The organism is Lysinibacillus sp. RC79, from assembly GCF_041262405.1.
Lineage (GTDB): Bacteria > Bacillota > Bacilli > Bacillales_A > Planococcaceae > Lysinibacillus.
In genome coordinates this window covers 1-25,408 of record NZ_JBGCCD010000031.1, presented here as the reverse complement: position 1 = coordinate 25,408, position 25,408 = coordinate 1, and the positions used below count along the sequence as shown (strand labels likewise).

Genomic DNA, 25,408 nt, shown 5'->3' with positions numbered 1-25,408 from the left:
CTACTTAATCAAAAACTTTCGGGAGGATTATACAAATTGGACTATAAACTATTCGAAGATGAAATTGAAGATTTAGTGGAATTATTAACTCAAAACAAGTGGATTTATCATACCGACCAAAAATTAAAAGAGGACTCCGTTCGAAAGGCATATGCAGAAGGATACTATTACAGCAATCGCGAAACGCATTGGATAATTGATAATGAAGAAAAGGTTGGGATTATTATCATTCATGACATAAACGATACGATCCCATTATTCGATATCCGTTTAGATATACGTTTTAGAGGAAAAGGATACGGAGTAAAAACACTCCTTTGGTTACAAGATTACCTGTTTGGAGAAAAAGATAAGATTCGTATCGAGGGTTATACGAGAGTTGATAATATGGGAATGAGAAAATGTTTTGCGAAAGCAGGTTTTGTAAAAGAGGGCTATTTAAGAAATGCTTGGGAAAATGCAGATGGTACTGTAACAGATAGTATCGTTTATGGTGCAATCAAAGATGATTGGATTTTAGGTAGCACAACGCCAATTAAAATCGATGACATCCCATTTTGAATACAAATATTGATAAAAGGGTGCTGAGGAATGTATACAGAAAATGATCTATTAAGAGCTTAAAAAAATCCTGGTTCATTCAATCTAGCTCGAAATGGAGTATAGATAATCCTGCAAAAGGACAATGCGGAGTCACTGCATTAGTTGTAAATGATATTCTTGGAGGCAAAATATATAAAACGTGGCTTGATGAAGGCTGGCATTTTTATAATATTCTCAATGGGGAAAGAAAGGATTTTACACAAGAATAATTTTCGTACAACCTCGAATATCAGGATGTTCAATCAAACAGGGAAGAGGCTTTTCAAGATACGAATGATATTCAATATAGCTATCTAAAGTAACTAATTTATGAGAATTTAAGAAAAAGCTAGGGAGTGAAAGTGTTATTCCGATTGAAAATCCACCTTTGTTTATTTTTAAATTTAAAAGCTACTCACTGAAAGTTGGGGATGGTATATATGATGTAAAATAAGTTGATTGGAGTGGAGACTGGGCGACTCCTTAGGGATCAGCGTCACAGATGAGACCCTGGAGCGAGCAACGCGAGTGAAGCGGCTCATCGGACGCCCCCAGGAAAGCGCCCAGTCGGAACGGAAATCAACCACCCGTTATAGTGATGAGCCATATTAATTAAAAAGCTAAGCAGAGATGTTGTAACCCTATAACATCTCTGCTTTTTTTAAAAACATTAAACAAACTTGTTGACGTAAATAAAACCATCGTGATATTATTATCTCGAATTCAAGATAACTAAATTCAAGATAAACGAATTCGAACCTTTTAAGTCGTGTAGAAAGCTTAACTTTTTGCATAAGAAGGAGGTAATCATAATGGGTTTTTTAAATAAATTATTTGCTTCAAAAAAAGAGGAGGAAAAAACAATGGCAGAATTAAATATCGGGATTATTATCGGATCAACACGTGAAGGTCGTGTAAGTCCACAAGTAGCACAATGGGTAAAAGAAATCGCAGATCAACGAGGCGATGCTAATTATACAATTATTGATATTGCAGATTACAAATTACCTTTACTAGGTGAACCAGGGCAAGACGCTTCAGGCGCTCAAGCTTGGTCAGAAATTGTTGCAAAACAAGATGGATTTGTATTTATCGTACAAGAGTACAATCACTCTATTACAGGTGCTCTAAAAAATGCACTAGATTATTTACGTGAAGAATGGAATAACAAAGCTGCAGGTATTGTATCGTATGGTTCTGTAGGTGGTGCACGAGCAGCTGAACATTTACGTGGTATTATGGGTGAGCTTTTAATTGCAGATGTCCGTGTACATCCAGCATTGTCACTATTCACAGATTTTGAAAATGGTACTGATTTTAAACCAAAAGCGATGCAAACAGATTCTGTTAACCAAATGTTAGACCAATTAATTCCTTGGTCAAAAGCTTTATATACAATTCGTTAATCTTGTTTAACTTATTTCAGCGGGTGTCCAAACACCTGTTGAAATAAAGGAACTCAGTCTAAGAACGCCACGTCCTGTGGCAACGACTGAGTGACCAACTTCGTGCTACTGCCGCTGCGTTAGCACTACGCTTTCGCGCAAAAAACATCTGTTGGCCCAAAGCCTCCGGCGGATGTCACGGAATCGGAAAGGAGTTCACATAGGATGTTAGCCTAAAATCATCGCCTCCATGCGATAACGGCTAACTGACCTGCATCACGCAGGCCTAAGCAAAAACCCGATTCCGGACGCAATTATGCCGAGGCATAATTGATAGATTGAGGTAGAACGTTATTGGATAAAGTATAGGTGAGAAATACATTTATCATGAAAGGGCTTGTTAACATGAAAAAACATACTGCGGGTATTCACCATATCACAGCCATTGTAGGGCATCCACAAGAAAATATTGATTTTTATGCTGGTGTATTAGGCTTGCGATTAGTTAAACAGACGGTAAACTTCGATGACCCAGGCACTTATCATCTCTACTTTGGCAACAAAGGTGGTAAACCTGGTACAATTATTACATTCTTTCCATGGGCAAATGCTTATAAAGGACGTATTGGTGATGGTCAAGTTGGCGTAACTACTTATGTTGTACCAGAAGGAGCACTACCTTTTTGGATTAATCGTCTTGCAAAATTCACTATTCCATTCCAAAAAGCTGAACGCTTTGGTGAACAAGTAGTACAATTTGATGATCCACACGGACTTCATATTGAACTAGTTGCACGTGCAGAAGGCGAATTGAATGAATGGACATTTGGTGAAGTAACTCCTGAGGTTGCGATTAAAGGATTTGGTGGTGCAACACTTTATTCAAGTCATCCTGAAGAAACAGCAAAAGTCTTAATTGAAGTCATGGGGCTTGAGAAAGTAGCAACGGAAGGCGATTATACTCGTTACAAATCCAGCGCAGATATTGGCAATACAGTAGATTTAAAAGTTGTTTCTGGTATGCGCGGTCAAATGGGCGTTGGAACAGTTCATCATATTGCTTGGAGAGCCCAGGATAATGTGGATCACCTAGAATGGCAAGAGTATGTAATGAATCATGGACAACATGTAACCGAAGTGAAAGATCGTAATTATTTTAATGCGATTTATTTCCGTGAACCCGGTGAGATTTTATTTGAAATTGCGACAGATCCACCTGGATTCGCTCATGATGAGACACCTGAGACAATGGGTAGCCAACTAATGTTACCATCTCAATACGAACAGCATCGTGAACAATTGGAAAGAACATTAATTCCAATCAAAGTGCGTGCGCTTGATTAAAGGAGATGTGACGTTTGATTTCAATTGATCCTAAGAAAAATACAGAACGCGAGAATTATAAGTTATTGATTGGCAGTATTATTCCGAGACCTATTGCCTTTGTTACGACGAAGTCAGAGCAAGGGGTCATCAATGGCGCACCTTTTAGTTTTTTTAACATCGTGTCTTCCAATCCGCCGATGATTTCTCTAGCCGTTCAAAGACCAAATGGGCGCTTAAAAGATACCGCTCGCCATATTCATCATCAGCAGCAATTTGTTGTGCATATTGTAGATGAGGATAATGTTAAGCAGGTGAATGAAACAGCCGCTTCCTTACCTGTAACTGAAAGTGAAATTGATCGAGCACAATTTACATTAATCGATAGCCAACTGATATCTGTACCAGGTATTCAAGAGGCGAAGGTTCGAATGGAATGCCGTTTAGTACAGACGATTCCTTTAATGAATGGTGACGAACAGACAGGTGATTTGTTTATTGGTGAAGTCGTACAATATCATATAGATGAGACCATTTATAATGAAGGGCGAATTGATCCAAGAAAACTAAAAGCAGTTAGCAGATTAGCTGGCTCAAATTACGCAAAAATTGGTGATATATTTGAGTTAGAACGTCCTCAATAAAAAAATGCGAAAATGTTGATATAACAGCATTTTCGCATTTTTACTTTATTCTAAAATTCTTGCTATATTCACTAAATCTTCTTTAGTTAATAGGATATCGGTTGCTTTCACATTGGTAGCCACTTGGTTTTTATGTTTACCACCTGGGATAACTGCATCAATGCCATCTTGAGCTAATAACCAAGCAAGCGCTAGATTTGGTAATGTCGTTTGCTTTTCAGCTGCAATTTCCTTTAATGTATCTACTTTTACTAATGTTTGTTCAAATAATTCGCCTTGGAATAAAGGATCCGAAATTCGCCAGTCTCCAGTACTTAACTTAAAGTCTTTTGTATATTTTCCACCAAGAAGGCCATATGCAAGTGGACCGTATGGAATAAATGAAATATCATTTTTTACACAGTATGGCAATAAATCTTGTTCTGCTGAACGATTTAACATATTGTAAGGAGATTGTAACACTGAAATATCATTGTGCACATTAGCTTCTATAAGCTGATCTAATGTTACGTTTGAAATGCCTATTGCTCCGAGTTTTCCTTCTTCTTTTAAGCGTGATAATTCCCCAATCGACTCCGCAAGAGGGGTCTCATTATCTGGGAAGTGTAAATAGTAGAGGTCTACATAATCCATTTGTAGTCGGTTCAAGCTATTTTCAAGTGCACTTCGTAAATATTGCGGATGATTATTTGTTTTTACTGAACCATCCTCAAACCAATGTCTACCTCCCTTTGTCGCTAAAACGAAATCTTCCCCTGAGTGTTTTTTTAATACTTCGCCAACAAGTTCTTCTGAACGCCCTTTTCCATATATATCTGCTGTATCAAAAAAGGTTATCCCTAGGTCAAGTGCAGCTGTGACTAGCTCCTTCCCGTCTTGTTCATTCAAGTTTTCATATAAGTTATGGCCACCTACAGCATTCGTCCCAAGACCAATTTCGGAAATTTTGATATTTGTTTTTTTAAATGTATGAAATTTCATATTCCTACCTCCTCGTTGTTCTGTAATCAGAATAGAGTAAAAAAAATATTTTACAAACATACACCGTTAGAGTTTCATATATAGAAACAAATGCTTTTTAATTGCAAATAATGAACGAATGAAAAATTGCCTAAGGTCTTAACATTATGCTAAAAGATAATGAATTTCCTCCGTTAATTGCTGGCTTGTCTCTTCTAATTTTTTTACAAATGACCGTATGGCAGTTTTCTTAATTTGATTCGTCGAACCGTGCAAAGCAATTGCCCCGATGACTTCTTCATTCACATAAAGCGGAACGGCAATACAACATTTACCTTCATTCGTTTCTTCATTATCAACAGCATATCCTTGTGCTTTAATGACCTGTAAATGAGGAATCAATAGACCATAATCATAGAAGGTTTTTGTTGTAAATGTGTTAAGTTCAATACTATTTAATAGTTCACGTTGTTTTTTAGGTGACAGGTGAGCTAATACTACTTTTCCGAGTGCGCTTGAATGCATAGGTGTCCGAGTATCGATTGAATGATAAGCAGGCTGTTCAAAAGGCTCCCTAATCACATTTTTTATCACCATCTCACAATCTTCCAAAATACCAATATAAGTAGTTATTTCTTCTTGGCGGGCTAATTGATATAGCGCCACGAGAGACGTCCACTGGATATCTTTGTGCCAATATAAATGCTCATCCCTAAAGATATGCGGATTTAATTGATAATACTTATTATATTTAATAACATAATTCATTTTTTCTAGCGTATAAAGCATGCGAAAAACGGACGTCTTATTCATTGATAATTCTTCCATAATTTCAGTTAATGTAAGAGAATGCCTTTGACGTAATATATCTAAAATCAAAAGGCCTTTTTTTAATGTTGATACTTCATAGGAATCCATTTTGTCCTCTCCTAACTTCTATATAGTTTGTACAATATCATCTTTAATATTGTGTTACTAGATTGGGGAATGATTGCAGTTACCTTAATCCTCCTTTAGATATACTTTCTAGAGGAGAATTTTTATGCCCGCGTTTTTTATTTTATTGAAACGATTTACATATTTACAACATCTAACATATAGAAACAAGAAAGGATGGTGAAAAAATTGCAAGTGAAGTCATTATTGTCAGATGCGAAAAAAGGGAATAATCAAGCGTTCATAGAGCTATTACAGGAAGAAAAAGTAAAACTATATAAGATGGCCTATATTTATATGAAAAATGAAAATGATGCATTAGATGTGGTGCAGGAGACAATAGCAAGGGCGTATGCCAATATCCATACAGTGAAAGAGGAGCAGTATTTTGCCACGTGGCTGATGAGAATTTTGATAAATACAGCATTAGAAATGCTACGTAAAAATCAAAAGATTGTTCCGCTTCTTGAACAACAGGCGGAGCAAGAGCAAATTTCAACTAACGATGAAAAGCTAGATTTATTACAAGCCATTGAACAGTTAGAGGAAAAATATAAAACCGTTATTTTATTGAGATACTATCGAGATTTGCAAATAAAAGAAATTGCAGATTTATTAGGTTGTCCAGAGGGGACAGTCAAAACGAATGTGCATAGAGGTATTCAGCAGTTAAAAAAATATCTAAACAAGGAGGGAGAGCTTTATGGAGAACAATATTAAAGAAGTCATAAATAACATTGACGTACCATTAGAAAAACTTGATCAAGCTATTGAAAAAGGAATGCGCTCTGAAACGAAAAAAAGCAAAAAAGGTTGGAAAACTGTAATTGTTTCTAGTGTAGCAAGTGTAGCATTGATTTTGGGTTCTGGTTTTATTTCCCCTAAAATGGCAAATGTCCTTGCTGATGTTCCACTTATTGGTTTTATGTATAATATTGCAGAACATGATAAAGGCCTGCAAACGGCGCTTTCTGACGATAATAAGGTGAAATTAAATAAAACAGTAACTAGTAACGGCATAGCCATTACAGTAGAGGAGATGGTATATGATGGTACACGTTTGAATGTGATTTTTTCAATGCCCGAGTATGAGGACATCCCACCGGTCGTTCTGTCTGTTAATGGAAGAGAACTTAATACGACTGAAAGTTTACGAGATTTAGAAGGTCAAGATGGATTTCTTGGTTTATGGGAATTTGCTATCGACGAAGAATTACCGGATGAATTTGATTTAACGATAAAAATTTCACAAGTAGGAACAACAGAAGGAGAATGGGTATTCTCTACACCTATCAAAAAAGTAAAAAATGATAGTCATAAATTAGTAGTTGGTCAATCAGGGAAAGTTAATGACATCCCATTTGATATAGAAAGTGTGGAGGTTTCAACAACATCGACAAAAATAAAGGTGAAATTTGCGGCTACTATGGATAAATTGTTCTCCGAAAAGGCCGGGGTAGAGGCTACTATAATGGACCAAAACGGAACCCCACTGACAGTGTTGCATCAATCAGGAAGTGGTGATGACAAAAGCACAACTTATATGTACTTAGTAGAGCCTTTAAATAAAAATATTACTGAAATAAAGATTGCTTACTATTTCCGCCCGTTTGGCGCTGAAATTAAAGATGTAATTGTTCCACTTGCTGATACATTACCGCAACGAATCTCACAAGGTGAGATGGGGGATTTGGTTATCACAGATGTGACAAATCAGGGGCAGGAAGCTACGCTGTCTTTCTATGTCGATAGTGATTTTCCTTATAATGAGAATCTAATACCTATTGATGTTAAGTCGGAATCGGGTGAAAGCCTAATCACAGAGTATGCTCATGCAAAAGGACCAAATAAATTTCAAGTTTCTTATCAGACGAATGCTGGGAAACCAATTATTCATATTTTAGAAACACCATATATGGAAGTGGAATCATCAGCTATCGTCACAATTCCAGTAAAATAGTATGATAAAAGTTTTATATAAAAGAATGCGTCGATTAACTCGTTCTCTAGTAACAGATAAATTGCTATAATAATCTAATTGTTGACTCGATTAGAAAAAATAGCTAATATACTGATTATTAGTAAAAATGCATAAATTAGCTTTTTATTGGAAATGGAGTGGTTATTATGGCGAATTTTTTACGAACAAAGTCCATTGAGCAAGCCAATAAAATAACTGAAGTCGAACGTTTTAAGCTAAAGCGTGAACTAGGGTCGTTACAGTTATTGCTGTATGTACTAGGGGCTACAATAGGGGCTGGGATTTTTGTACTGCCAGGAACTACAGCTGCTCTACATGCAGGTCCTGGTGTCGTTGTTTCGTTCTTAATTGGGGGTCTTGTTACAATTGCAGTTGGATTAGCCTATGTCGAATTTGCAGCGATGGCACCTGTCGCCGGGAGCGCTTACACCTATTCTTATATTGCGTTAGGTGAAATTATTGCTTGGATAATCGGTTGGGATTTATTATTGGAATTTATCGTTATTTCTAGTACAGTCGCAGTTGGCTGGAGTGGCTACGTCAATTCGTTTTTACAATCTGTAGGCATTCACTTACCAGGAGTTTTAACAAAGGACATTGCTCATGGGGGGGTTGTGAATCTACCTGCTGTGGTTGGTTGGCTTATTGTAGCTTGGATTGCACTGAGCGGAATTAAAAATGTTGGTCGATCAAATATGCTATTTACAATTGCAAAAGTTGGCGCGATCATCTTATTCCTTGCTATTGGGGCTTTTCACGTTAACCCTGTAAACTGGACACCATTTACACCGTTTGGCTGGTCTGGTGTAATGGCGGGAGCGGCATTAGTGTTCTTTGCTTTTACTGGATTTGATGGTGTAACAACTGTTCTGGAAGAAGTAAAAAATCCACAAAAAACTATACCAAAAGCTTTAATTGGTGGTCTAAGTGTACTAACGCTTATTTATGCACTTGTTGCCCTAGTATTGACAGGTATTGTCCCATTCCCGGATTTGGATGTTCCAAATCCTACAGTGTATGCACTGCAAACAGTTGGTATTCAATGGGGAGGTGCTATCATCGCCGTAGCAGTTATTTTTGGACTGCTTGCTACGATGATTGCAAATACAACTAGTGCGACGCGTGTGCTGTTTGCGATGAGCCGTGATGGGCTTCTACCAGAACGTATTGCACAAACAAATAAAAAAACAGGAGTACCTGTATTATCAACTTTAATCGTTGTTGTAACGGGTATTCTCTTATCGGGATTTTTATCAATCGGAGAATTAGCTGAATTTGCTAACATCGGCGGTTTAACTGCTTTTGCTTTAACGACAGTTAGTGTCGTTGTTCTTCGTTATACACGACCAGATCAGCCACGCGTATTCAAAGTACCTGCGATATGGCTTGTAGCAACTGTAGGTGTTGGAGGATGTCTTGTATTAATTTTTAGTCTGCCGTTATTTACTATACTGCGCTTTTTGATTTGGTTAGCGATAGGTTTAGTTATATACATAGTCTATGGATACAAGCACGCTAAAATAGGCTCTGAAAATGAAAATCTATAAATGAGATAAACACCTCTTTAGCCCTAAAGAGGTGTTTTTGTTAAATTAATACAGATCTAGACGCACATTCTTGTTAATCTCAACATATGATAAGTTTAAATTTCCTTACATGCCCAGTCATCAATTTTACACATGGAAGGTGATCGCCAAGAAAGTCGTTTATTATTTGCTTTCTTTGTGCCGTATTAATTTCCCCAACCAAATAAATTAAATCTTGAAGTTCCGTATGTGCACTCTCAAGATTCTTCCGGATATTTTCAACGTTAACTTCATGTGAGCTAATGGCTCTTCAGGTACAGTCCCGTCTTTCTCCATTTGCTTTGTCCAGATGCTCTTTGGTCCCGCTTCTTCAATTTTATGTACATAAGGAGCAACTGCTTATGAATGTACTTCGGGGTTCTTGGAACTTCACATATTCCATCTTTTCTATTATTTTAGTTTAAAATTTTGATAAGAATATCATACTGAAACTAAGGAACAATACTAAAATCTGTTCTTGATTAAAATAGTATTTTGGGAATGAAAACAAATAGTATGTAGGGAGCTCAAAGCCCGTGAAAAGCGTCCCTTCGGAAGTCATGTAAATATTTTGATGAAGAGCCGAAACAAAAGAAAAAATTATAATTTTAATACCATTATAAAAGAACTTACATTGGCTATGATAGTGTTCGAAGGGTTATAATAGAATAATAGAATTAAGGCTTATAACGCTGATACAGCTTTCAATAAAGTGCAAAAGTATTGTCATTAATTTCTAATTTGATAAGACATACAATTCTTTGCGCTCCTTGGATTTATTTATTTCTTATAAGACTTATAAAGTAGCATTCATTTTAAGTCTTTTTCTAAGCGATGATGGGAATAATAGTCCAATGAAGGGAGGCATTTACATAAGAATGATACGTCATGTTTTACATCAATTTATTAATTGCTTATGTTCATTTGATAGTGAAACCCAGGCAGTAAAGGCAGCGAAGCCGTTTTGTAGAAGGAGTGAATACATGAGTAATTTCTTTCGTAGTAATGGATTTAAACGTTTTATAATTCTAGTCGGGATCGCTATTGCACTATATTTGATGCGAAGTATGATCAATCTTATTCTTCTCACGTTCATTATTACGTACTTAATGAATCAACTTACCACGAAGACAACAAAAGAGATTAGAAAGTACGTAAAGTTGAGTGAGAAAGCTGTGACAGTTACCCTTTATCTTTTACTTGTTGCAGGTATTGTTGCAATTATCTACAAGTATTTGCCTATCGTAACCCAACAAATTACACAGCTCTTTGATCTTATTGCCAGCTTTAGTCTCAACCCAAATGATAACGAGATTGCAAGGTATTTAGCTCCAACCTTTGATAAGATTGAACTGGGTAAATATTTAGAGCAGGGTGTAGACCTCACGCTAAAAAATCTTACAAATATCGGTAAAATTATTTTGCATATATTCATTGCACTGATTTTGAGCTTGTTTATTTTACTTGAGAAGAAACGTATTACGGAATTTACAGCAAAATTTAAAGATAGCAAAATGAGCCATCTCTATGATGAATTACATTATTTCTCAAAGATATTCATTCGTTCTTTCGGTAAAGTTATTGAGGCGCAGTTCATTATTGCCTCTATCAACTGTGTTTTATCTGTTATTGCTTTATACATTATGGGCTTCCCGCATTTAATTGCACTGGGGATTATGCTCTTTATACTGGGATTGGTGCCAGTTGCAGGGGTCATCATGTCCTTGATTCCTCTAACTATAATTGCATACAGTATCGGTGGTCCAATGTACATTGTCTATATCTTGGTTATTGTTATGGTACTACATGCTGTGGAGGCATACTTCTTAAATCCAAAGCTGATGTCTGCCAAGACAAATCTTCCAATTTTCTATACATTCATCGTCATTCTCTTCTCAGAGCATTTTCTTGGTGTATGGGGATTAATTATTGGTATTCCATTATTCATGTTCCTTCTCGATATTCTCGGAGTGACGTCCTCAGAGGATGAACTGCAACAGGCAATGGAAATACAAGAGGATAAATAAATTGTTCAAAAAGGAATCAAGTGTGTATGATTCCTTTTTGTTTTTGTTTGGCCTTAGGTTTAATAATAAATTCAAAAGGGACCTATTTATTTCAAGGTCCCTTTTGAATGACTATTTTATTTTAAGCTATTTGCTTCTAAGAAAATCGTATGTGGCTTTTTCTTCATAAATATAAAAATTAACAATGCGGTAATGCTCTCTGCGACGGGGAATGTCCACCAAATAGCTTGTGGGCCAAGGAATTTAGGCAATAGTACGAGAGCAGGGATAAATAATATAATACTGCGAAGTAACATAATAGTTGTTGCAAGACGTATTCTTTCAATGGATTGGAAGAATTCCGCAAATACCATGTTCACTCCAAGGAATACATACCCAATGGCAAAGTGTACAAAGCCTTGTGTTGCCATATTGCGAATTTTAAACGTACTATCACCGAACAATGCTATTAGCTGAGAAGGGAATAACGTAGCAATTATGACAGTAATTAAACCCATAATAAATGCAGTGGCAATACCGATTTTCAATAACACTGTTAAGCGCTTTATTAATCTCGCACCGTGGTGATAACTAACTAGGGGCTGTAGGGCCATACCGATCCCAAGGAATACTGTTAATAGTACGGTATGAATATAGTTAACCATCGCGTAGGCGGTCACTCCATCTGAGCCCAAATAGTGTAAAAATGTTACATTATATAAAATAACCATCACAGCAACGGAGGCTTCAACGATAAAGCTTGGTAGCCCAATAGCAAATATTTTCTTTAAATCATATAGGCTGAAAAATTTACGCACAAACTTTAATTCGGATTGCTTTCGGAAGAAATGTAGGCAAAGCACCGACATACCGATTATTGTGGAGAGTGCTGTAGCTAGGGCACAGCCAGTTACGCCGTAATGGAGCACGAAAATAAAGATGTAGTTTAAAATAATGTTTAACACAGATGTAGTGATTAAGCCCAGCATCGCAAGCTTTGGATTGCCATCATTTCGAATAAAAATGCTTAGTAAGTTTTCGATTGTATAGAACACACCGAAAATCAAAATAATAAGTAGGTACTCTTGAACATAAGGAAAGGTAGCATCACTTGCCCCAAATATATAGGAGATTTCCTTTAAATTTAATAAAAGTATTAGAACCAGTGTCATAACGACAACGATCATGGTTGTAAATGCTAATGTAAAGAGCTGGTGCGCTCGTTTTTTATTGCCCTCACCGAGAGAAATTGAAAATAATGTTGCCCCACCCATACCAATCCAAAGGGAAATAGATAGTAAAATCGAGAAAATCGGTACGGCGATATTTATTCCTGCTAAAGCGGTTGGTCCAACTCCGTGACTAACGAAAATACCATCTACTAAAATATTGACGGACATCAGCAACATACCAATCATAGCCGGAAATAAGTATGATAAAAACAAGGGCTTTAGTGGTTTTGTTTCAATTGGATTAATGGTGGTCATGAGCATGTACCTCCTTTACCATCACCTTTTCGCCTTTGTCATCTAGCTCACCGTTAAAGACGAATCCAAATTTCTTATATAGCTCAATAGCTACTATATTGTTGTCATAAACACTTAGATATATATTTTGACAGCTGTATTTAGCTACTAAATAATTAATAAGCTGCTGTAAAAAGTATTTTCCTAATCCTTTGTGCTGATAACGCTCATCAATGAAATAGCGATCTAACCAAACACGTTGTGTATTGTCCTTATGCGGGAACACACCATACATAGCGAAGCCGACTACAATATCTGCCCTATACAATCCAACAGGAATAAAGCGTCTATCTGTTTCTGCCTCCGCTAAGCATTGTTTTGTACTTTCAATAAAATTCTGCTGATTATCTGCAATACGTAATGCCAATATTTCTTCTTTGTTTAAAGCTGTAATGTCACGAATTTCCGTGAACATAATGTCAAAACCTTTCTATTTTTAATTTCTTTCAGCGGATGTCACGGAAATCGGAAAGGAGTAGGAGTTCTAAAAGGATGTTAGCCTAAAATCATCGCATCCATACGATATGGCCTAAGCACAAAGCTGATTCCGGACGCAATTATGCCGAGGCATAATTGCTTGTGAATAGCTACAATTTAATGTATATAGTAACTATATAGTCAAGGAGGGAAACTTAAAAATGTTTAATAAAAATGTAAAATATTTTACAACTGGTGAGTTCGCTAAAATTTGTAAGGTTAATAAACAAACGCTAATTTACTACGATCAAATCGGTTTATTATCACCAATTATGAAGGATAGTAAAGACTACCGTTATTATTCCATTGCACAATATGAATTTTTCAGTGTAATAGAGCTATTAAAGGAAGTTGGTATGTCTTTAAAGGATATTCAAAAATATATGGCAGAAAAATCTCCTGAAAATTTTTTAGACTTAATGTATCAGCAAAAGAAAATTGTAGCGAAAAAACGTCGAGAACTAGAGATGATTGAAAGCATTATTGATGTAAAAATTGATTTAACAAAAGAAGCCTTACATCTTGATTTTGATAGCATTACGATTGAACATCTGCCAGAGGCAATGTTGTATTTAAGTAAAAATATCGAGAATTCGACGGAAGAGCAGTTTACGAAGGCTGTTTCAGACTTTATAGATGAATTAGATCGCTCTCAATTAGACACAGGTTATCCCATTGGAGGAATTACAAGAAGAGAGCAAGTATTAGCCGGAAACTATGATAATTATAGTTATTTGTATATAGAGCAGCCACACCCACGAGAAGGTCATCCATATTTCGAGGCGATAGAAGGAGATTTTATTGTTGGATACCATGTAGGAGATTCTACTACACTTGGTGAAACTTACGAGCGATTATTTAAGGTTATGCAGGTGAACGGTTTTGAACTAGGGGAGTACGTATATGAGGAATATATTTATGACGCCGTTATTAAAAATCGTGAAGAGGATTATGTAACGAAAATTATGATAGAAATTAAAAAAGGTTGTTGATAAGTTAACTTATCAACAACCCTGCTACCCAATATGCTTTAGTGCAACGTTAAGTTTATTTCAGGATGTTCCTTCTGAATTTCTTCTAATTTATTGTCATTGATTCCTTTTAAATTTTTATTAAAAAAGCCTAGTGACAATTCATTAATCAGCTTAAAAATAGCATTCACATCTGCACCAGATTCATTAATAATTGGTGAAACTGCTGCTAAATCTGTAAAACTACCATGATTTGTTTTAGGAATAATAGCTGTGTAAACACCAGGCTTTTCAATCGTTTTGTTTCTTAAATAGGATTCTACAAACAATTCATCTCGATTACCTGGTTGTTGGCTATATGCTTCTTTCATAAAATTAATGGATGCCCCCGCATTCAACAGCATAAACGGCTTTTCTGGACCATTTGTTGGCATAGCGTCACCATATAAACCACCATCCATATCAATTGCCGCTTTAATGCGATCATCTTTTACAAGCATTTGTGCAGAAGTCGCACCACCAAAAGAGTGGCCTAGCATACCAATATTGTCATCATCAATTAACGCTGCAATTGCTTTAAAATTCTTATCAAAATCACCTTTAATGACCTCATCTAAAACAAATGATGTATCTTGTTCCCAAAGCTTGATACGATCACTCAGGAAGGTAATTGTATTGTCAATCGGTGTAAAATCCACACGATCTCCATCTGGGAATACAGTTGTTGTCGCGTCACCTGTAAAGTTAAGAGCGACCACTACATAGCCATGGCTTGCTAGCTCCTCTAGTTGGAAGGTGTTTTGGCGACTATATAAACTCATTCCATGGGCAAATAATAGAAGCGGGAATTTTTCTTTTGACTTAATCGGCGTCGCATCTTCATAAGAATGGGTTTCCGTCAATCCTAAATGTGTTGTAGCGATATACGGAAAACCTTGTGTGGTTGCTAATTGTTGTGTTAAGGCCTCTATCTGTTCAAAGTAAGGAGAGGGCTGTCCAGTCCCTTTTTCAGCAGGATAATAAACTTGTATCATTAATTCTCGATTTACCTGATGATTAGGTACGACAAATTCTTTACGATTCTTATCGATGAGGTGAAATGCCTGGGTTCCTACCGAATATTCTCCTGTAGGTTCAGGAAAAGATATGATTGGAAAAAGCTTTGGTAAGGTGAACATTCCAAATGCTGCTGCAGCAATACCTACAAGTTTTAAAATTTTCATACTAAACTTTTTTGAAACAATTGTGCTTTTAGGCTTTACAAAAACCTGCAGTGTCAATAGTAATGAAACAATATAAGCAGGGATCATACGCCAGTTAGCACCAATTGAAATAATTGTAGCTAATAATAATATATAGTTGACAACTAACATAAATATATTAATTTTAGTTTTCCCACGCTGTCTAAATGTCAGTAAAATGCTTGATAATAATAAAACAATCGTAAATATAACTTCTAAGGTTTTCATAGTATATCTCCTTTAACATACATACGAATGTATGTAATTGCTCAGTAAAGTAAAATTGCAAGTGATCTATACATACATACAAATGTATGTAAGAGACTAAAATAATAAACTACATAAAGTAGTCTACTATTCGTGAACTTTATCAAATAAAGCTAAAAATACGCCCTTCAATTCATTATTTACAAGTGGCATTCCAATCCCTTCGAACAGTAAACTAATATGTTCGATTTTTTGAATAAACTCAGTTCGGCTTACACGAAATATTTCTGGATTCATCCAAATATCAAAAAGCATTGTAAAGGTTTCAGCTGCTTGCTTCGGAAAAGCAATTTGTAGCGAGCCGTCTTGATTGCCTTCTTCAATAATTTTTTGAATGCCTGGCGCAACAACCTGTATTCCTTCTGTGATGCGACTATAAACAAACTCAGCAGAATTCATTTTTAAAGGGATCGTGGATAGGTTTTCTTCTTTGACACTTTGAGAAATTGAAAAAGAAATTCCTTGCCTTAAACGTTCTAAAGCATTTAAGTTTTCTAAATCAGATATTTCATTAAAATAATTATTTGCCATCAGCATTTCTTTTGTAATGGCATCAATAACATCAGCACGTGTTTTAAAATGATGATAGAAAGCTCCTCGAGTGATATCGCCCACATCATCTACAATCTCTTGAATTGTTACATTGTCCCAACCATTTACAGTGAATAATTTAACAGCTGATTCAATAATTCTTTTTCTCGTAACTTCTGGATATTTATTTCTGGCCATAAGATATCTCCTTATAGATACATTCGAATGTATTTATACAATAGAGGGAGCCGTCTTAATTGTCAACAACATACTATTTCGCTCAAAACAATTAGAAAAGAACTAGTAAAGGTAAGTAATTTTGCATGTATGTTGGGCTTTAATGGAAGTAAAATCCTAGTGTTTTAAAGCGAATTAAAATCTAGTCCTAATAAGTAAATGATTTCCTGACGATACAATAGTGAAGAAAAAATGAAGGAATCTTTAGTTTCAGTAAAATGGAGAGGTGAAAAAATGGATCCAAAAAAGGTAACGCTTTATCCGAAAGCAAATGATGTATTTGTAGATGTACGTTTAGCTTGTTATTTTAGACCATTGCTGTCTTTTACTGATGTAGTTGAAGGAACTGAATATGTCCTTCACCTTTTAGGAACTGATGGATTATTTTGCGAGGAAGAGTATCTAAATGCAGAGAATAACTTTTGGGGATTTCGTTACATAGACGGAAAATACGATTTTCTTGGAGATCTTCGTGTGTTTGGGGATGGGAATATGCCGGACGTATATGCTTTTCTGCAAACTGATTTTGCAAAAAACAAAAATTACTACCTGGAAAATAAAATAACTGTCAATAAATACAAAATGGGAATCCAAGATGGTTTGAATCAATTAGCTAAAAATTTCGATGTGGATTATTATGCTGAAGCATTTTATAGCTATGAATTTACTAAATATCATTATGAATGCACCGGAGAATTTAGGCATATTACAGAGCTAACAGAAAGCTGGGGCCACGATGATACTGAGGTGTTAATTAGTAAAGAAGAAGCGCAAGAGATGAGCGAGGAGTTTTTCATGAATCTAAAATGGAACGTCACGCATGACTATGGTATTGATGAGAGCTTGATTCGTGGGGCAACTGAGCGTTACCGCTTTATGTCGATCATTGGTGGTGGAACAGTATTTATACTGCTAAAACCCAAAGAGCAGACGGTATATTTATTAGAGTACTTTTCTTAACATGGAGGAATAGTCATGCAAACATGGGCTGAACGATGGACGCAATTATTAAAACAGCTTGAACAGCAAGGGGCCTTGGTGCATCCGCTTGAGATAAAGCCAGTAGCTACAGAGAACGAGCTACTAATAGTAGAGGAGCGACTTGGCGTTCGTATTCCTTTTGAGTTCCGTAATTTATTATTACTTTGTTCGCGACAAGTGGGAATGTATTGGTCTTTGCCAGACGAGGCCTTACTTCCTATTGAACTGGAGGATACGCCATCAGGTGATTTTGGTTGGAGCTTGGAAGAGCTTGAATTTCCTGATTTCGGTGGCGACGATGAAAATCTAGATGAACAATTATATTTACAGTTTTATACGGCTGGCAACGGTGATGCACTTCTTATTAGGATTGAGGATGGTTCCGTTTGGTATTGGAGTCATGAAGAAGATGAGTTCGACCTACTAGCCAAGCGCTTTACTATCTATGTAGAGCGAGCTACAGCTTTAGGTTGTATAGGTGCAGATTGTGGTCAGCATCGACAGTTTTGTGGTGAGGATGGACTGGATTTGAGCCTGGCTAGCTCAGAAATATGGCTGAAATGGCTTGAACAGTATTTCACACTAACTCTGAACCAAGCAATGTCTAACTTGGAATCCTTATTAATATATGTATCGATGCATGGAGTGAAAGATACTAAAGTTCTGGAAGCCTTTGCACAGTTTGATGCTAGTAAGGTATATTATGCACTCCGAATTAAAATCGAACAATCACTGGCACTAACATATAAAGAAGCATGGAGTGATGTGCTAGTAAAGGTTTGTGCGGTTGAAGCAAGTGATTGGGTAAGGACGCTCTGGAGTAATAAAAATAATATTCCTAGTCGGATTCGAGATTATTTAACAGCAAATTGTCTACCAACAGAAGAAGGTTTATCTCTTGTTCTTCAAGATATTGAGAAAAAGACCGTTGATTCCTATACAGCTTTACACCGACTACGTCATTTTCATAATCCGAAAATTATAGCTTGGATGAAGACGTATGTTTCATTTCCAATAGATGGATGGGATACACTTTTAGCAGAATTACAGCCAAGTGCAGAGACGTTATTTGAATGGTTGAGCGGCAGTGAAGTAGAAAGGATTACAGCAATACGGGCGGTATGGCAAATGATGCAGCAAGAAATTGCGCCATCAACATGTATAAATAAAGACAATTGGAGACAATTACTTGCTTTTTGGAAGGAAAACGAACTACTACGAAAAAATAAACAGCTATTTAGCCAAGCTCTCGAAGGCTTAGATAGTTGGTGAATAAAAGGGGAGAGAAGATTGAACTATTTCACTATATTTGCATCTAAGAACAACATTGATGATATTGAAGTGAAAATTTCAGATGTTTTTGTAAAAGGCTTTGCGATCGATAAAAATGACAATGAGTATTTGATAAAATCCAAGGCACTGTTTAAAAAATATAAATTAATAATTAGAGTCATGTCTGAAGATACGAATCCAGATTACTTCGCTAATAATATTCCTGGGATGATGGGATATTACGATAACATTCCTTTTGAAGATGACAACTTAAAAGAATTAGTTTTGACTCAAATATCTGTTTTAAATACAGTGATTGCGATTGAATCGGAAAAAGAGGTAAATGAAGATCAGCTGCAGTTATTTACGAACTTGCTATCAAGTATAGGGGGGATTGGCTTTTTATCGAATGGCACTTTACTAGATGATGAAGGGATCGTTATTGTTTATCCTGACGGGCAATCAGGACCATCAAATTTCAGACCTCATACATGTACACGCAAGGTAATGGGACAAGAGGTGACATCAGAAGAAGGCGAGCAAAGAAAAAATAACACGATAGCATATTTAAAGGAAAGAGCTATTCCATATACAACTTCACTCCCTCAGCTCCCACCAATTGATGCTTGTCAGTTTAAAACTCAAGAGGACATAGCTAGAAGGGCTGTAGCCTTGTTAATAGTTATCCAATTCGCCTGTGATGTAGCACAAGGCGAAAATGTAGATGAATCGAGAGAGTTTTTCGTCAATATGTTGCGTAATTATGATGTGGATAATTATCTAACTAGCGATGAAAGAGATTTTTTACATACGTCAGAACCAAAGGGGAAAGAAGCTATTAATATTTCTTGGCAATATGAGGCTTATTGGACACTTATTTGGGCACTTGGATTTGTTGAAAAACTCAATTTTCCTGATGAAGTGTGCGATTGCGAGTATGCAATTCAAGTGGTTTCTAACTACGAATCGTTTGAACAGTTTTATTTACAAACTACTATGCGTAGTCCGGAAGAGATCATAGATGAGGCCGACAAAATTTACAGATACCATTGGGCTTGCGTAGATAGTCGTATACACGAACAACCAGCTCCTGCGGGGATGAATGAAAGTATTGTTATGGAAAGACGCAGAGGCTTGTTCTGGATGATAGGGTATCGCAATGAGAAATGGGATACTATTTCGATGGATACTTAATAAATTTATGGCTCATCACCAAAAGTTATTTTTATAGGAATACTTTGAAGATTTATCGGAACAAAATCTCATTTTATCGGAACAATTTTAGCTTTTATCGGAATATTTTCTCGTTTTATCGGAACAATTTCAGTTTTTATCAACTATGGCTACGCTTTCGCACAGACAAAACACGTTGTTGCTGTCGCTACGCTTTCGCGCAAAAAACATCTGTTGGCCCGAGACCCTGGAGCGAAGCGGATCATCGGACGCCCCCATGTTATGATGCTTAAAGGAAAAATCGCAAACTAGAAGTAGAAACTAGTTTGCGATTTTTATATTATTATTTTATCCCGCATTAACGGGTCAGTAATTTAACTGTACCGAAAGTGAAGCGTCAGGTACAAGACTCCATCTCAAAATTCAACGAAAGGACTGCCCGTAAAAGCCCGATTGGTAAAGACTAATAATCAGTGGGGATGAAGAGAGAACCCCACTGATTAAAGTTTTACTTTATATAATTCGGTTTACTTACCTTATCAATCAGAAGAAGACCGTCATATTGATCTCGTGGAACAAGACTTTCTTGAATCATTCCCCAGCTATACGATAAACGTGGCTCAAACATCCATGAGTTTCCTCGCTCATTTTGACGGTTTCGCATGTCGATAAATGTGTATGGTTTATTTGACGATGAAAGAATATCCTCGATTGATCCTTTTACTGTCGGTAAAACGGCCATAGGTTCACCCATATTGTTTGCTGTTTCGCCACTAGTCATGTAAAGACCAAGTACATAACTATATTTCTTGTAGCTATCTGGTAGACGTTCACCCATCAATTTTACCGGATAAGGAGAACCCATTACTTCGGATTGTGCTTTACGAATATGGTCATTATGCGCCCAGACGATAAATTTTTCAGTTGGATAAATCTCCTCTGCTAACCAAAGAAGGTTTTCCATCATTGATTGGTCACGCCATTCCATTGTCTTTAAAAAAGAATCATATTTATTTTGTTCTAAATCAATATTTGATTGAATTGATAGTTCTACATATTCGTCTGCTAAACGGATACGGTCAGCTAAAGTACGTTCCATAAGCTTTACAATATGAGGCTCGCTCGGATAAGCCGCTTTTAACTCTTTTTCTTTTAGCTGTACTTGTGATTTTACTTGTTTATACACTTCGATAATGCTTGGTTTCGCCTTTTGGTAGCCTTTTAGATCTGTACCGAAGCTCCAGTCAACAAGTTGCTCCTCTACTTCTCTTAACTGTTTCGCAAGCTTACTATTTTGTAGCCAGTCCCCGTTTGTGAATGCACCTTGCTGTTGAATATCAAAGCCTGCTAATTTTAAAGGTTTATTGGTATTCTGTGTTTTTTTAGCATACTCAAATAACGGCATTGTTTCTTTTGTCCACCATACACCAAAAATAGTATCCTTCATCGTTTGTTTCGCTGTTTGTTTATCAATTTGTCCTTGAGCATTCATGGCATTCCCCATACCGCTTTCGAAAGCTAGGACATTGTAGCCCATTTCTTGGTGTAAAAATTGAATTAAACGTGTTTTCGCTAGGCTAAATTCTGCTGCGCCATGTGAACTTTCCCCTAAAAAAACGATGCGCTTATCATGCAATAAAGGCTTTAGCATCTCTAAATCTTCAAATTTAGTAGATGGGATGTTTTGTTGACCAACTGCTTCAGGTTGAATGGATGTTAAGCTGTAAGCGTGGTCGTTTGTCCACTTTTTCCAATCTTGAAGAGTTTCATTGGATGTGCGAGCTTGCTTCACTTCTAATTTGTTATCTAAAGCTACGCGTTCTTCTACCGCCGGAACTGCAGCGGATGCATTTGAAACTCCGTTGAACGCTACAAAACTTGTTAGTGCAATACTTAATGATAATAAAACCTTACGTTTCTTACCTTTTATCACTTTCTATCAGTCCTTCGCTATATGTTAAGACTAATTATAGGTGGTGAAGTTTAAAGTAAAAGGGGACTTTGTTTAAATTTTGTTTAAATTTGGTCAAATGTCATTATTTTGGATTATTCGAGCGAGGGCAGGTAAAAAAACATCTCCAAAGCGTAAGTACACTGTAGAGATGTTAATTGTTTTATTTATAGTGATACGTGCTAGCTCTTTGATTATTCCGCTGTATTTGATTGAACCATGCACGATCCTTTTCCTCTTGTTTTAATGTATTAACGATGGTTGATGAGCAGCTGACACAAATTTTTGCCTGAGTAACTTGTCCACAGCGTTCACAAGGTGCGCCTAAATTAGGGAAAATCGATTTTTTTAATTTTCCTGCTTTTACCCATTTATAGAGTAGCTCAGTTGAAACCCCAGTTAATGCAACTACCTCATCATTCGTTAAATAGCGATTATTTTTTCTCAGTAAAAAATGATGTAGTTCTGAAAAAATATCTTCTTCTCTCACGTCAATCCTTTTAGTAAATAGCTGCATGTTGATTATTCTCCTCGTTTACTTCAATTGATGACTTCTCCTATATTTTCATTTACATTGTTAGGCTGCTCATCATATTTATAATTTTCCCAGCGATTTCGTGCTAGTTTTCGATATTTATTGGAAACATTTCGATCTGCTATTAGTCGAGAGAATCCTTTTTTCGCCTCAGCAATATCTCCAAGTCGAAGGCTTAATTCTGCATGTAAAAATTGAATTCTCTCTCCGCCCTCTTGATTGGATGCAAAAGATTTGCTGTAAAAGTCCCTTGCAGCAAAGAGGTAGCGCATTTCCGATTCTTCATCATTTTTCAAGCGATATAGCCAGGCTATTTTTAGTGCGAAATTAGCCATAAGAAGTGACTCTTCCATTGATGCCCTTGATACAAGATAAGCTAATTTAAAGCTTACAATGGCATCATCGATTGTACGTTCCTTGCACATATCCATTGGTTTTTGAAGCTCTTTTATGTATAGCTCATCAATAAGAAGCATGAAAGGTCCATATGTTCTTGTCATAGATTTGTGGTAAGCATAGCCACAATGTGGACAAACAGCAACTTCATACAATAACGGGTTTAAACCTTCATAAACTGGCATGAAGTCTGTTTGTTCTTCGATAACTTTATATCGATTAGGGCGTACTTTATATGTGGTGAAATGCTTTTTACAAAACTTGCAATCCACACTACTTTCATAGTAGTAAATGTTAAATGCCATAAGAATCAACTCCTTTACATCCAGATGATTATTTCTTTTGTTCTATTTATATGATGGATAGTATCGTTCAATATATTTAATTTAGTTACCTTTATATTAACAATTCTATGTTCTTTGGTATACTCCTTTAGAATTATTAAAATAAAAATGTTCATTACTTTCTTAGTTATTTGAAATTTCGATATGTACCCGTAATAGTGTTTATCGGTGTAGTTATAGCAAGTTATACATTTATTTTAGTTTGTCAAATTACGTACAAATGTTAATTAAATAGCTACTTATTTTTTTATTATAAAATTGTTTGTATAGGTTATAATACCTATTTGTAATTTTGGTGTAAAGATGTTTCTTAATGTAAAATTACAAGTGTGTTGGTTGAAAAAATATGGGATTGTTATTGGTGATAAGGAAGAGTCAAAAATTATGTAAAACGATAAGGAGCGAAAGATGGATTACAAAATTGTATTCTTTGACGTAGACGGAACGCTTGTTAATTATGAAGATGGTCGTATTGAAGAAAGTACAAGGAACGCTCTTGAGCAATTAAAAAACAAAGGAATTCATATTGTTGCTGCTACAGGAAGACCTTTGTCAATGTGCCAAGATTTAAGAAACATAGGCATAGAAACGTTTATTACAGCTAATGGTGCCCATGTTAAGTATCAAGATCGAGTAATACATAAAATACCTGTTGCAAAAGAAATTGTCCAGGTAGTTAAGGCTTTTGCTGATGAAAATAAGCAAAGTTTATCTTTTTTTACAGAACAATTGTCAATGAATAACGTCCAAGAAGAAAAGACTTTAAAAGCCATGCAAGAAACATTATCTTTGCAAGAGTTTCCTGATATTAATGAGGATATTTTAGCTCAAGAGGTTTATTTAATGTGTTTATATGGTGATGAGGATATAGAGAAAAAGTATACTTCAAAATTTCCTCATTTATTATTTAAAAGGTGGCACCCTTACATTACAAATGTTTTGCAACAGGATGTTTCCAAATCTATTGCTGTCCAGGCTGTACTAGATTATTTCGACTTGAGTCCTGAGGAAGCGCTTGCTTTTGGTGATGGAGATAATGATATCGACATGCTGGAGCAGGTTGGCTTTGGTATTGCAATGGGTAATGGTAGCGAAGCATTAAAAAAAGTCGCTGATTTTATAACGAAGAAATCAACTGATGGTGGTATTGATTATGCTCTACATGAGCTGCAAATAATTTAATAGAGTAGTAGCCGAGAAATGAGATTTATAGCATGAATCGACCACTATACAACATTGGAGAAAGTTTTTAAAAAGAAATAATTCTTCCATCTATACAATCTACAAGGCAGTGATAATAAATCCTGGAGAAAATTGTATTAAAGTCATAATACTCATAATATTGTTTACTTTAAGTTATTATAAAGCTATCTGTAAAAAGAAATTCATTATGCTTTAGGTGGGAAGAATTTATGGCGCATCACGTGCAATCTCTAATAGAACATTACGGGTATTTTGGCATCATTCTTATCCTAGTTGGCGGGATTGTTGGGCTGCCACTTCCCGATGAGATATTTTTAACATATGTAGGATATAGCGTATATAAAGAAACTCTCGCACATATTCCAGCTTTAATCAGCGCTATGGTAGGTGCGGCAGGGGGAATTACTCTGAGCTACTATATAGGTTATAGATTTGGGCTACCGTTATTGCAAAAATACGGTCCCAAAATCCACATTACTGAACAGAAAATTGACTTTACTAGAAAATTATTTGCAAAAATAGGACCCATACTATTATTGATAGGGTATTTTATTCCTGGTGTACGTCATCTTACAGCATATATTGCGGCTATCAATAATTATCCTTATAAAAAATTTGCTTTCTTTGCCTATACGGGAGCAGTTATTTGGACATTTACTTTTATTACCTTAGGAAAGGTACTTGGGGAGAACTGGCGTTATGTTGGGGTATATTTATCCCGCTACAGTATTTATCTTATAGTATTGTTCCTAATACTAATGTTAATCGTTTATTTTATTTTCAAAAAAAGGAATTCGCCAAAGTAAAAAAAGGTCTGATTCAATACTAAAATGTACCCTATAAGATAGACACTTTCAAAAAGGTCATCTTATAGGGTATTTTTGTTTATAATGAAGAAAAAACGAGCGGTGGTTAATAGTA

Annotated in this window: 23 protein-coding genes and 1 pseudogene; 15 read left to right on the top strand and 9 right to left on the bottom strand. The window is 36.0% G+C overall.

Annotated features, from left to right (window positions below):
• Positions 1 to 36: 36 nt before the first annotated feature.
• The 5 genes and pseudogenes from ABH968_RS21905 (at position 37) to ABH968_RS21885 (ending at position 3,934) form a co-directional block, all read left to right on the top strand.
• Entirely contained in the window at positions 37 to 561 is a 525-nt protein-coding gene (locus ABH968_RS21905; RefSeq protein WP_370047424.1) for a GNAT family N-acetyltransferase, read from the top strand.
• Between the two features lie 50 nt (positions 562 to 611).
• A pseudogene (locus ABH968_RS21900) lies at positions 612 to 905 on the top strand (YunG family protein).
• Positions 906 to 1,394: 489 nt separating this feature from the next.
• Positions 1,395 to 1,988: an NADPH-dependent FMN reductase gene (locus ABH968_RS21895; protein ID WP_370047422.1), complete on the top strand. Its 594-nt coding sequence runs from the start codon at positions 1,395 to 1,397 to the stop codon at positions 1,986 to 1,988.
• 384 nt (positions 1,989 to 2,372) lie between these two features.
• The gene (locus tag ABH968_RS21890) at positions 2,373 to 3,311 is read left to right on the top strand and encodes a ring-cleaving dioxygenase (RefSeq protein ID WP_370047420.1); all 939 of its coding nucleotides are present in this window, start codon (positions 2,373 to 2,375) and stop codon (positions 3,309 to 3,311) included.
• A gap of 14 nt (positions 3,312 to 3,325) precedes the next feature.
• Positions 3,326 to 3,934: a flavin reductase family protein gene (locus ABH968_RS21885; protein WP_370047418.1), complete on the top strand. Its 609-nt coding sequence runs from the start codon at positions 3,326 to 3,328 to the stop codon at positions 3,932 to 3,934.
• A 45-nt stretch (positions 3,935 to 3,979) separates the two neighbouring features.
• Here the strand turns inward: ABH968_RS21885 and ABH968_RS21880 are convergent, their stop codons facing one another.
• Positions 3,980 to 4,915, bottom strand: a complete 936-nt coding sequence (locus tag ABH968_RS21880) for an aldo/keto reductase (protein ID WP_370047416.1) — start codon at positions 4,913 to 4,915, stop codon at positions 3,980 to 3,982.
• Positions 4,916 to 5,059: 144 nt separating this feature from the next.
• The gene (locus tag ABH968_RS21875) at positions 5,060 to 5,812 is read right to left on the bottom strand and encodes an IclR family transcriptional regulator (protein ID WP_370047414.1); all 753 of its coding nucleotides are present in this window, start codon (positions 5,810 to 5,812) and stop codon (positions 5,060 to 5,062) included.
• 213 nt (positions 5,813 to 6,025) lie between these two features.
• Between ABH968_RS21875 and ABH968_RS21870 the strand changes: the two genes are divergently transcribed.
• The 4 genes from ABH968_RS21870 (at position 6,026) to ABH968_RS21855 (ending at position 11,403) form a co-directional block, all read left to right on the top strand.
• Complete coding sequence (locus tag ABH968_RS21870; protein WP_370047488.1) at positions 6,026 to 6,550, top strand: sigma-70 family RNA polymerase sigma factor; 525 nt, start codon at positions 6,026 to 6,028, stop codon at positions 6,548 to 6,550.
• Positions 6,534 to 7,790 carry a DUF4179 domain-containing protein gene (locus tag ABH968_RS21865; protein WP_370047413.1) on the top strand — a complete coding sequence of 419 codons (1,257 nt, stop codon included), beginning with the start codon at positions 6,534 to 6,536 and terminating at the stop codon, positions 7,788 to 7,790. The genes ABH968_RS21870 and ABH968_RS21865 overlap by 17 nt, the downstream gene beginning before the upstream one ends.
• Positions 7,791 to 7,957: 167 nt before the next feature.
• Complete coding sequence (locus tag ABH968_RS21860; RefSeq protein WP_370047411.1) at positions 7,958 to 9,358, top strand: amino acid permease; 1,401 nt, start codon at positions 7,958 to 7,960, stop codon at positions 9,356 to 9,358.
• Between the two features lie 1,001 nt (positions 9,359 to 10,359).
• A complete protein-coding gene (locus tag ABH968_RS21855; RefSeq protein ID WP_370047410.1) occupies positions 10,360 to 11,403 on the top strand; it encodes an AI-2E family transporter in 1,044 nt (347 codons plus the stop codon).
• A gap of 116 nt (positions 11,404 to 11,519) precedes the next feature.
• On the opposite strand, the gene ABH968_RS21850 is transcribed toward ABH968_RS21855, so the two are convergent.
• A complete protein-coding gene (locus ABH968_RS21850; RefSeq protein WP_370047408.1) occupies positions 11,520 to 12,869 on the bottom strand; it encodes an MATE family efflux transporter in 1,350 nt (449 codons plus the stop codon).
• Positions 12,856 to 13,323 (bottom strand): GNAT family N-acetyltransferase, encoded by a 468-nt coding sequence (locus ABH968_RS21845; protein ID WP_370047406.1) that lies wholly within the window; start codon positions 13,321 to 13,323, stop codon positions 12,856 to 12,858. Before ABH968_RS21845 ends, ABH968_RS21850 begins: the two co-directional genes overlap by 14 nt.
• 223 nt (positions 13,324 to 13,546) lie before the next feature.
• On the opposite strand from ABH968_RS21845, the gene ABH968_RS21840 reads away from it, so the two are divergent.
• Positions 13,547 to 14,377 (top strand): MerR family transcriptional regulator, encoded by an 831-nt coding sequence (locus ABH968_RS21840; RefSeq protein ID WP_370047404.1) that lies wholly within the window; start codon positions 13,547 to 13,549, stop codon positions 14,375 to 14,377.
• 38 nt (positions 14,378 to 14,415) lie between these two features.
• Here ABH968_RS21840 and ABH968_RS21835 read toward each other — a convergent pair whose 3' ends face one another.
• The gene (locus ABH968_RS21835) at positions 14,416 to 15,825 is read right to left on the bottom strand and encodes an alpha/beta hydrolase family protein (RefSeq protein ID WP_370047402.1); all 1,410 of its coding nucleotides are present in this window, start codon (positions 15,823 to 15,825) and stop codon (positions 14,416 to 14,418) included.
• A gap of 126 nt (positions 15,826 to 15,951) precedes the next feature.
• Complete coding sequence (locus ABH968_RS21830; RefSeq protein WP_370047401.1) at positions 15,952 to 16,593, bottom strand: TetR/AcrR family transcriptional regulator; 642 nt, start codon at positions 16,591 to 16,593, stop codon at positions 15,952 to 15,954.
• 273 nt (positions 16,594 to 16,866) lie between these two features.
• On the opposite strand from ABH968_RS21830, the gene ABH968_RS21825 reads away from it, so the two are divergent.
• From ABH968_RS21825 to ABH968_RS21815, 3 genes are read left to right on the top strand one after another with little or no spacing between them, the layout of a single operon-like run.
• On the top strand, positions 16,867 to 17,592 hold the full coding sequence (locus ABH968_RS21825) for a hypothetical protein (protein ID WP_370047400.1): 726 nt from the start codon (positions 16,867 to 16,869) through the stop codon (positions 17,590 to 17,592).
• Between the two features lie 15 nt (positions 17,593 to 17,607).
• Positions 17,608 to 18,885, top strand: coding sequence for an SMI1/KNR4 family protein (locus ABH968_RS21820; protein ID WP_370047399.1), 1,278 nt, complete (start codon positions 17,608 to 17,610; stop codon positions 18,883 to 18,885).
• Between the two features lie 18 nt (positions 18,886 to 18,903).
• Positions 18,904 to 20,079, top strand: a complete 1,176-nt coding sequence (locus ABH968_RS21815) for a DUF4272 domain-containing protein (RefSeq protein ID WP_370047398.1) — start codon at positions 18,904 to 18,906, stop codon at positions 20,077 to 20,079.
• Between the two features lie 487 nt (positions 20,080 to 20,566).
• Here ABH968_RS21815 and ABH968_RS21810 read toward each other — a convergent pair whose 3' ends face one another.
• The 3 genes from ABH968_RS21810 to ABH968_RS21800 all read right to left on the bottom strand — a co-directional run bounded on the left by ABH968_RS21810 (position 20,567) and on the right by ABH968_RS21800 (position 23,245).
• Positions 20,567 to 21,991, bottom strand: a complete 1,425-nt coding sequence (locus tag ABH968_RS21810; RefSeq protein WP_370047396.1) for an erythromycin esterase family protein — start codon at positions 21,989 to 21,991, stop codon at positions 20,567 to 20,569.
• 181 nt (positions 21,992 to 22,172) lie between these two features.
• Positions 22,173 to 22,526, bottom strand: coding sequence for a hypothetical protein (locus ABH968_RS21805; RefSeq protein WP_370047394.1), 354 nt, complete (start codon positions 22,524 to 22,526; stop codon positions 22,173 to 22,175).
• Positions 22,527 to 22,549: 23 nt separating this feature from the next.
• Entirely contained in the window at positions 22,550 to 23,245 is a 696-nt protein-coding gene (locus tag ABH968_RS21800) for a DUF2225 domain-containing protein (protein WP_370047392.1), read from the bottom strand.
• Positions 23,246 to 23,692: 447 nt separating this feature from the next.
• On the opposite strand from ABH968_RS21800, the gene ABH968_RS21795 reads away from it, so the two are divergent.
• Positions 23,693 to 24,466 (top strand): Cof-type HAD-IIB family hydrolase, encoded by a 774-nt coding sequence (locus ABH968_RS21795; protein ID WP_370047390.1) that lies wholly within the window; start codon positions 23,693 to 23,695, stop codon positions 24,464 to 24,466.
• 230 nt (positions 24,467 to 24,696) lie between these two features.
• Positions 24,697 to 25,293: a DedA family protein gene (locus ABH968_RS21790; protein WP_370047388.1), complete on the top strand. Its 597-nt coding sequence runs from the start codon at positions 24,697 to 24,699 to the stop codon at positions 25,291 to 25,293.
• Positions 25,294 to 25,408: the final 115 nt, after the last annotated feature.

What these genes read in the sequence shown, in the direction of transcription:
- ABH968_RS21880 (WP_370047416.1), bottom strand. Translation starts at nt 4,915, where the DNA reads ATGAAATTTCATACATTTAAAAAAACAAATATCAAAATTTCCGAAATT.
- ABH968_RS21820 (WP_370047399.1), top strand. Translation starts at nt 17,608, where the DNA reads ATGCAAACATGGGCTGAACGATGGACGCAATTATTAAAACAGCTTGAA.
- ABH968_RS21835 (WP_370047402.1), bottom strand. Translation starts at nt 15,825, where the DNA reads ATGAAAACCTTAGAAGTTATATTTACGATTGTTTTATTATTATCAAGC.
- ABH968_RS21895 (WP_370047422.1), top strand. Translation starts at nt 1,395, where the DNA reads ATGGGTTTTTTAAATAAATTATTTGCTTCAAAAAAAGAGGAGGAAAAA.
- ABH968_RS21825 (WP_370047400.1), top strand. Translation starts at nt 16,867, where the DNA reads ATGGATCCAAAAAAGGTAACGCTTTATCCGAAAGCAAATGATGTATTT.
- ABH968_RS21800 (WP_370047392.1), bottom strand. Translation starts at nt 23,245, where the DNA reads ATGGCATTTAACATTTACTACTATGAAAGTAGTGTGGATTGCAAGTTT.
- ABH968_RS21855 (WP_370047410.1), top strand. Translation starts at nt 10,360, where the DNA reads ATGAGTAATTTCTTTCGTAGTAATGGATTTAAACGTTTTATAATTCTA.
- ABH968_RS21830 (WP_370047401.1), bottom strand. Translation starts at nt 16,593, where the DNA reads ATGGCCAGAAATAAATATCCAGAAGTTACGAGAAAAAGAATTATTGAA.
- ABH968_RS21840 (WP_370047404.1), top strand. Translation starts at nt 13,547, where the DNA reads ATGTTTAATAAAAATGTAAAATATTTTACAACTGGTGAGTTCGCTAAA.
- ABH968_RS21790 (WP_370047388.1), top strand. Translation starts at nt 24,697, where the DNA reads ATGGCGCATCACGTGCAATCTCTAATAGAACATTACGGGTATTTTGGC.
- ABH968_RS21890 (WP_370047420.1), top strand. Translation starts at nt 2,373, where the DNA reads ATGAAAAAACATACTGCGGGTATTCACCATATCACAGCCATTGTAGGG.
- ABH968_RS21850 (WP_370047408.1), bottom strand. Translation starts at nt 12,869, where the DNA reads ATGACCACCATTAATCCAATTGAAACAAAACCACTAAAGCCCTTGTTT.
- ABH968_RS21805 (WP_370047394.1), bottom strand. Translation starts at nt 22,526, where the DNA reads ATGCAGCTATTTACTAAAAGGATTGACGTGAGAGAAGAAGATATTTTT.
- ABH968_RS21875 (WP_370047414.1), bottom strand. Translation starts at nt 5,812, where the DNA reads ATGGATTCCTATGAAGTATCAACATTAAAAAAAGGCCTTTTGATTTTA.
- ABH968_RS21795 (WP_370047390.1), top strand. Translation starts at nt 23,693, where the DNA reads ATGGATTACAAAATTGTATTCTTTGACGTAGACGGAACGCTTGTTAAT.
- ABH968_RS21845 (WP_370047406.1), bottom strand. Translation starts at nt 13,323, where the DNA reads ATGTTCACGGAAATTCGTGACATTACAGCTTTAAACAAAGAAGAAATA.
- ABH968_RS21865 (WP_370047413.1), top strand. Translation starts at nt 6,534, where the DNA reads ATGGAGAACAATATTAAAGAAGTCATAAATAACATTGACGTACCATTA.
- ABH968_RS21860 (WP_370047411.1), top strand. Translation starts at nt 7,958, where the DNA reads ATGGCGAATTTTTTACGAACAAAGTCCATTGAGCAAGCCAATAAAATA.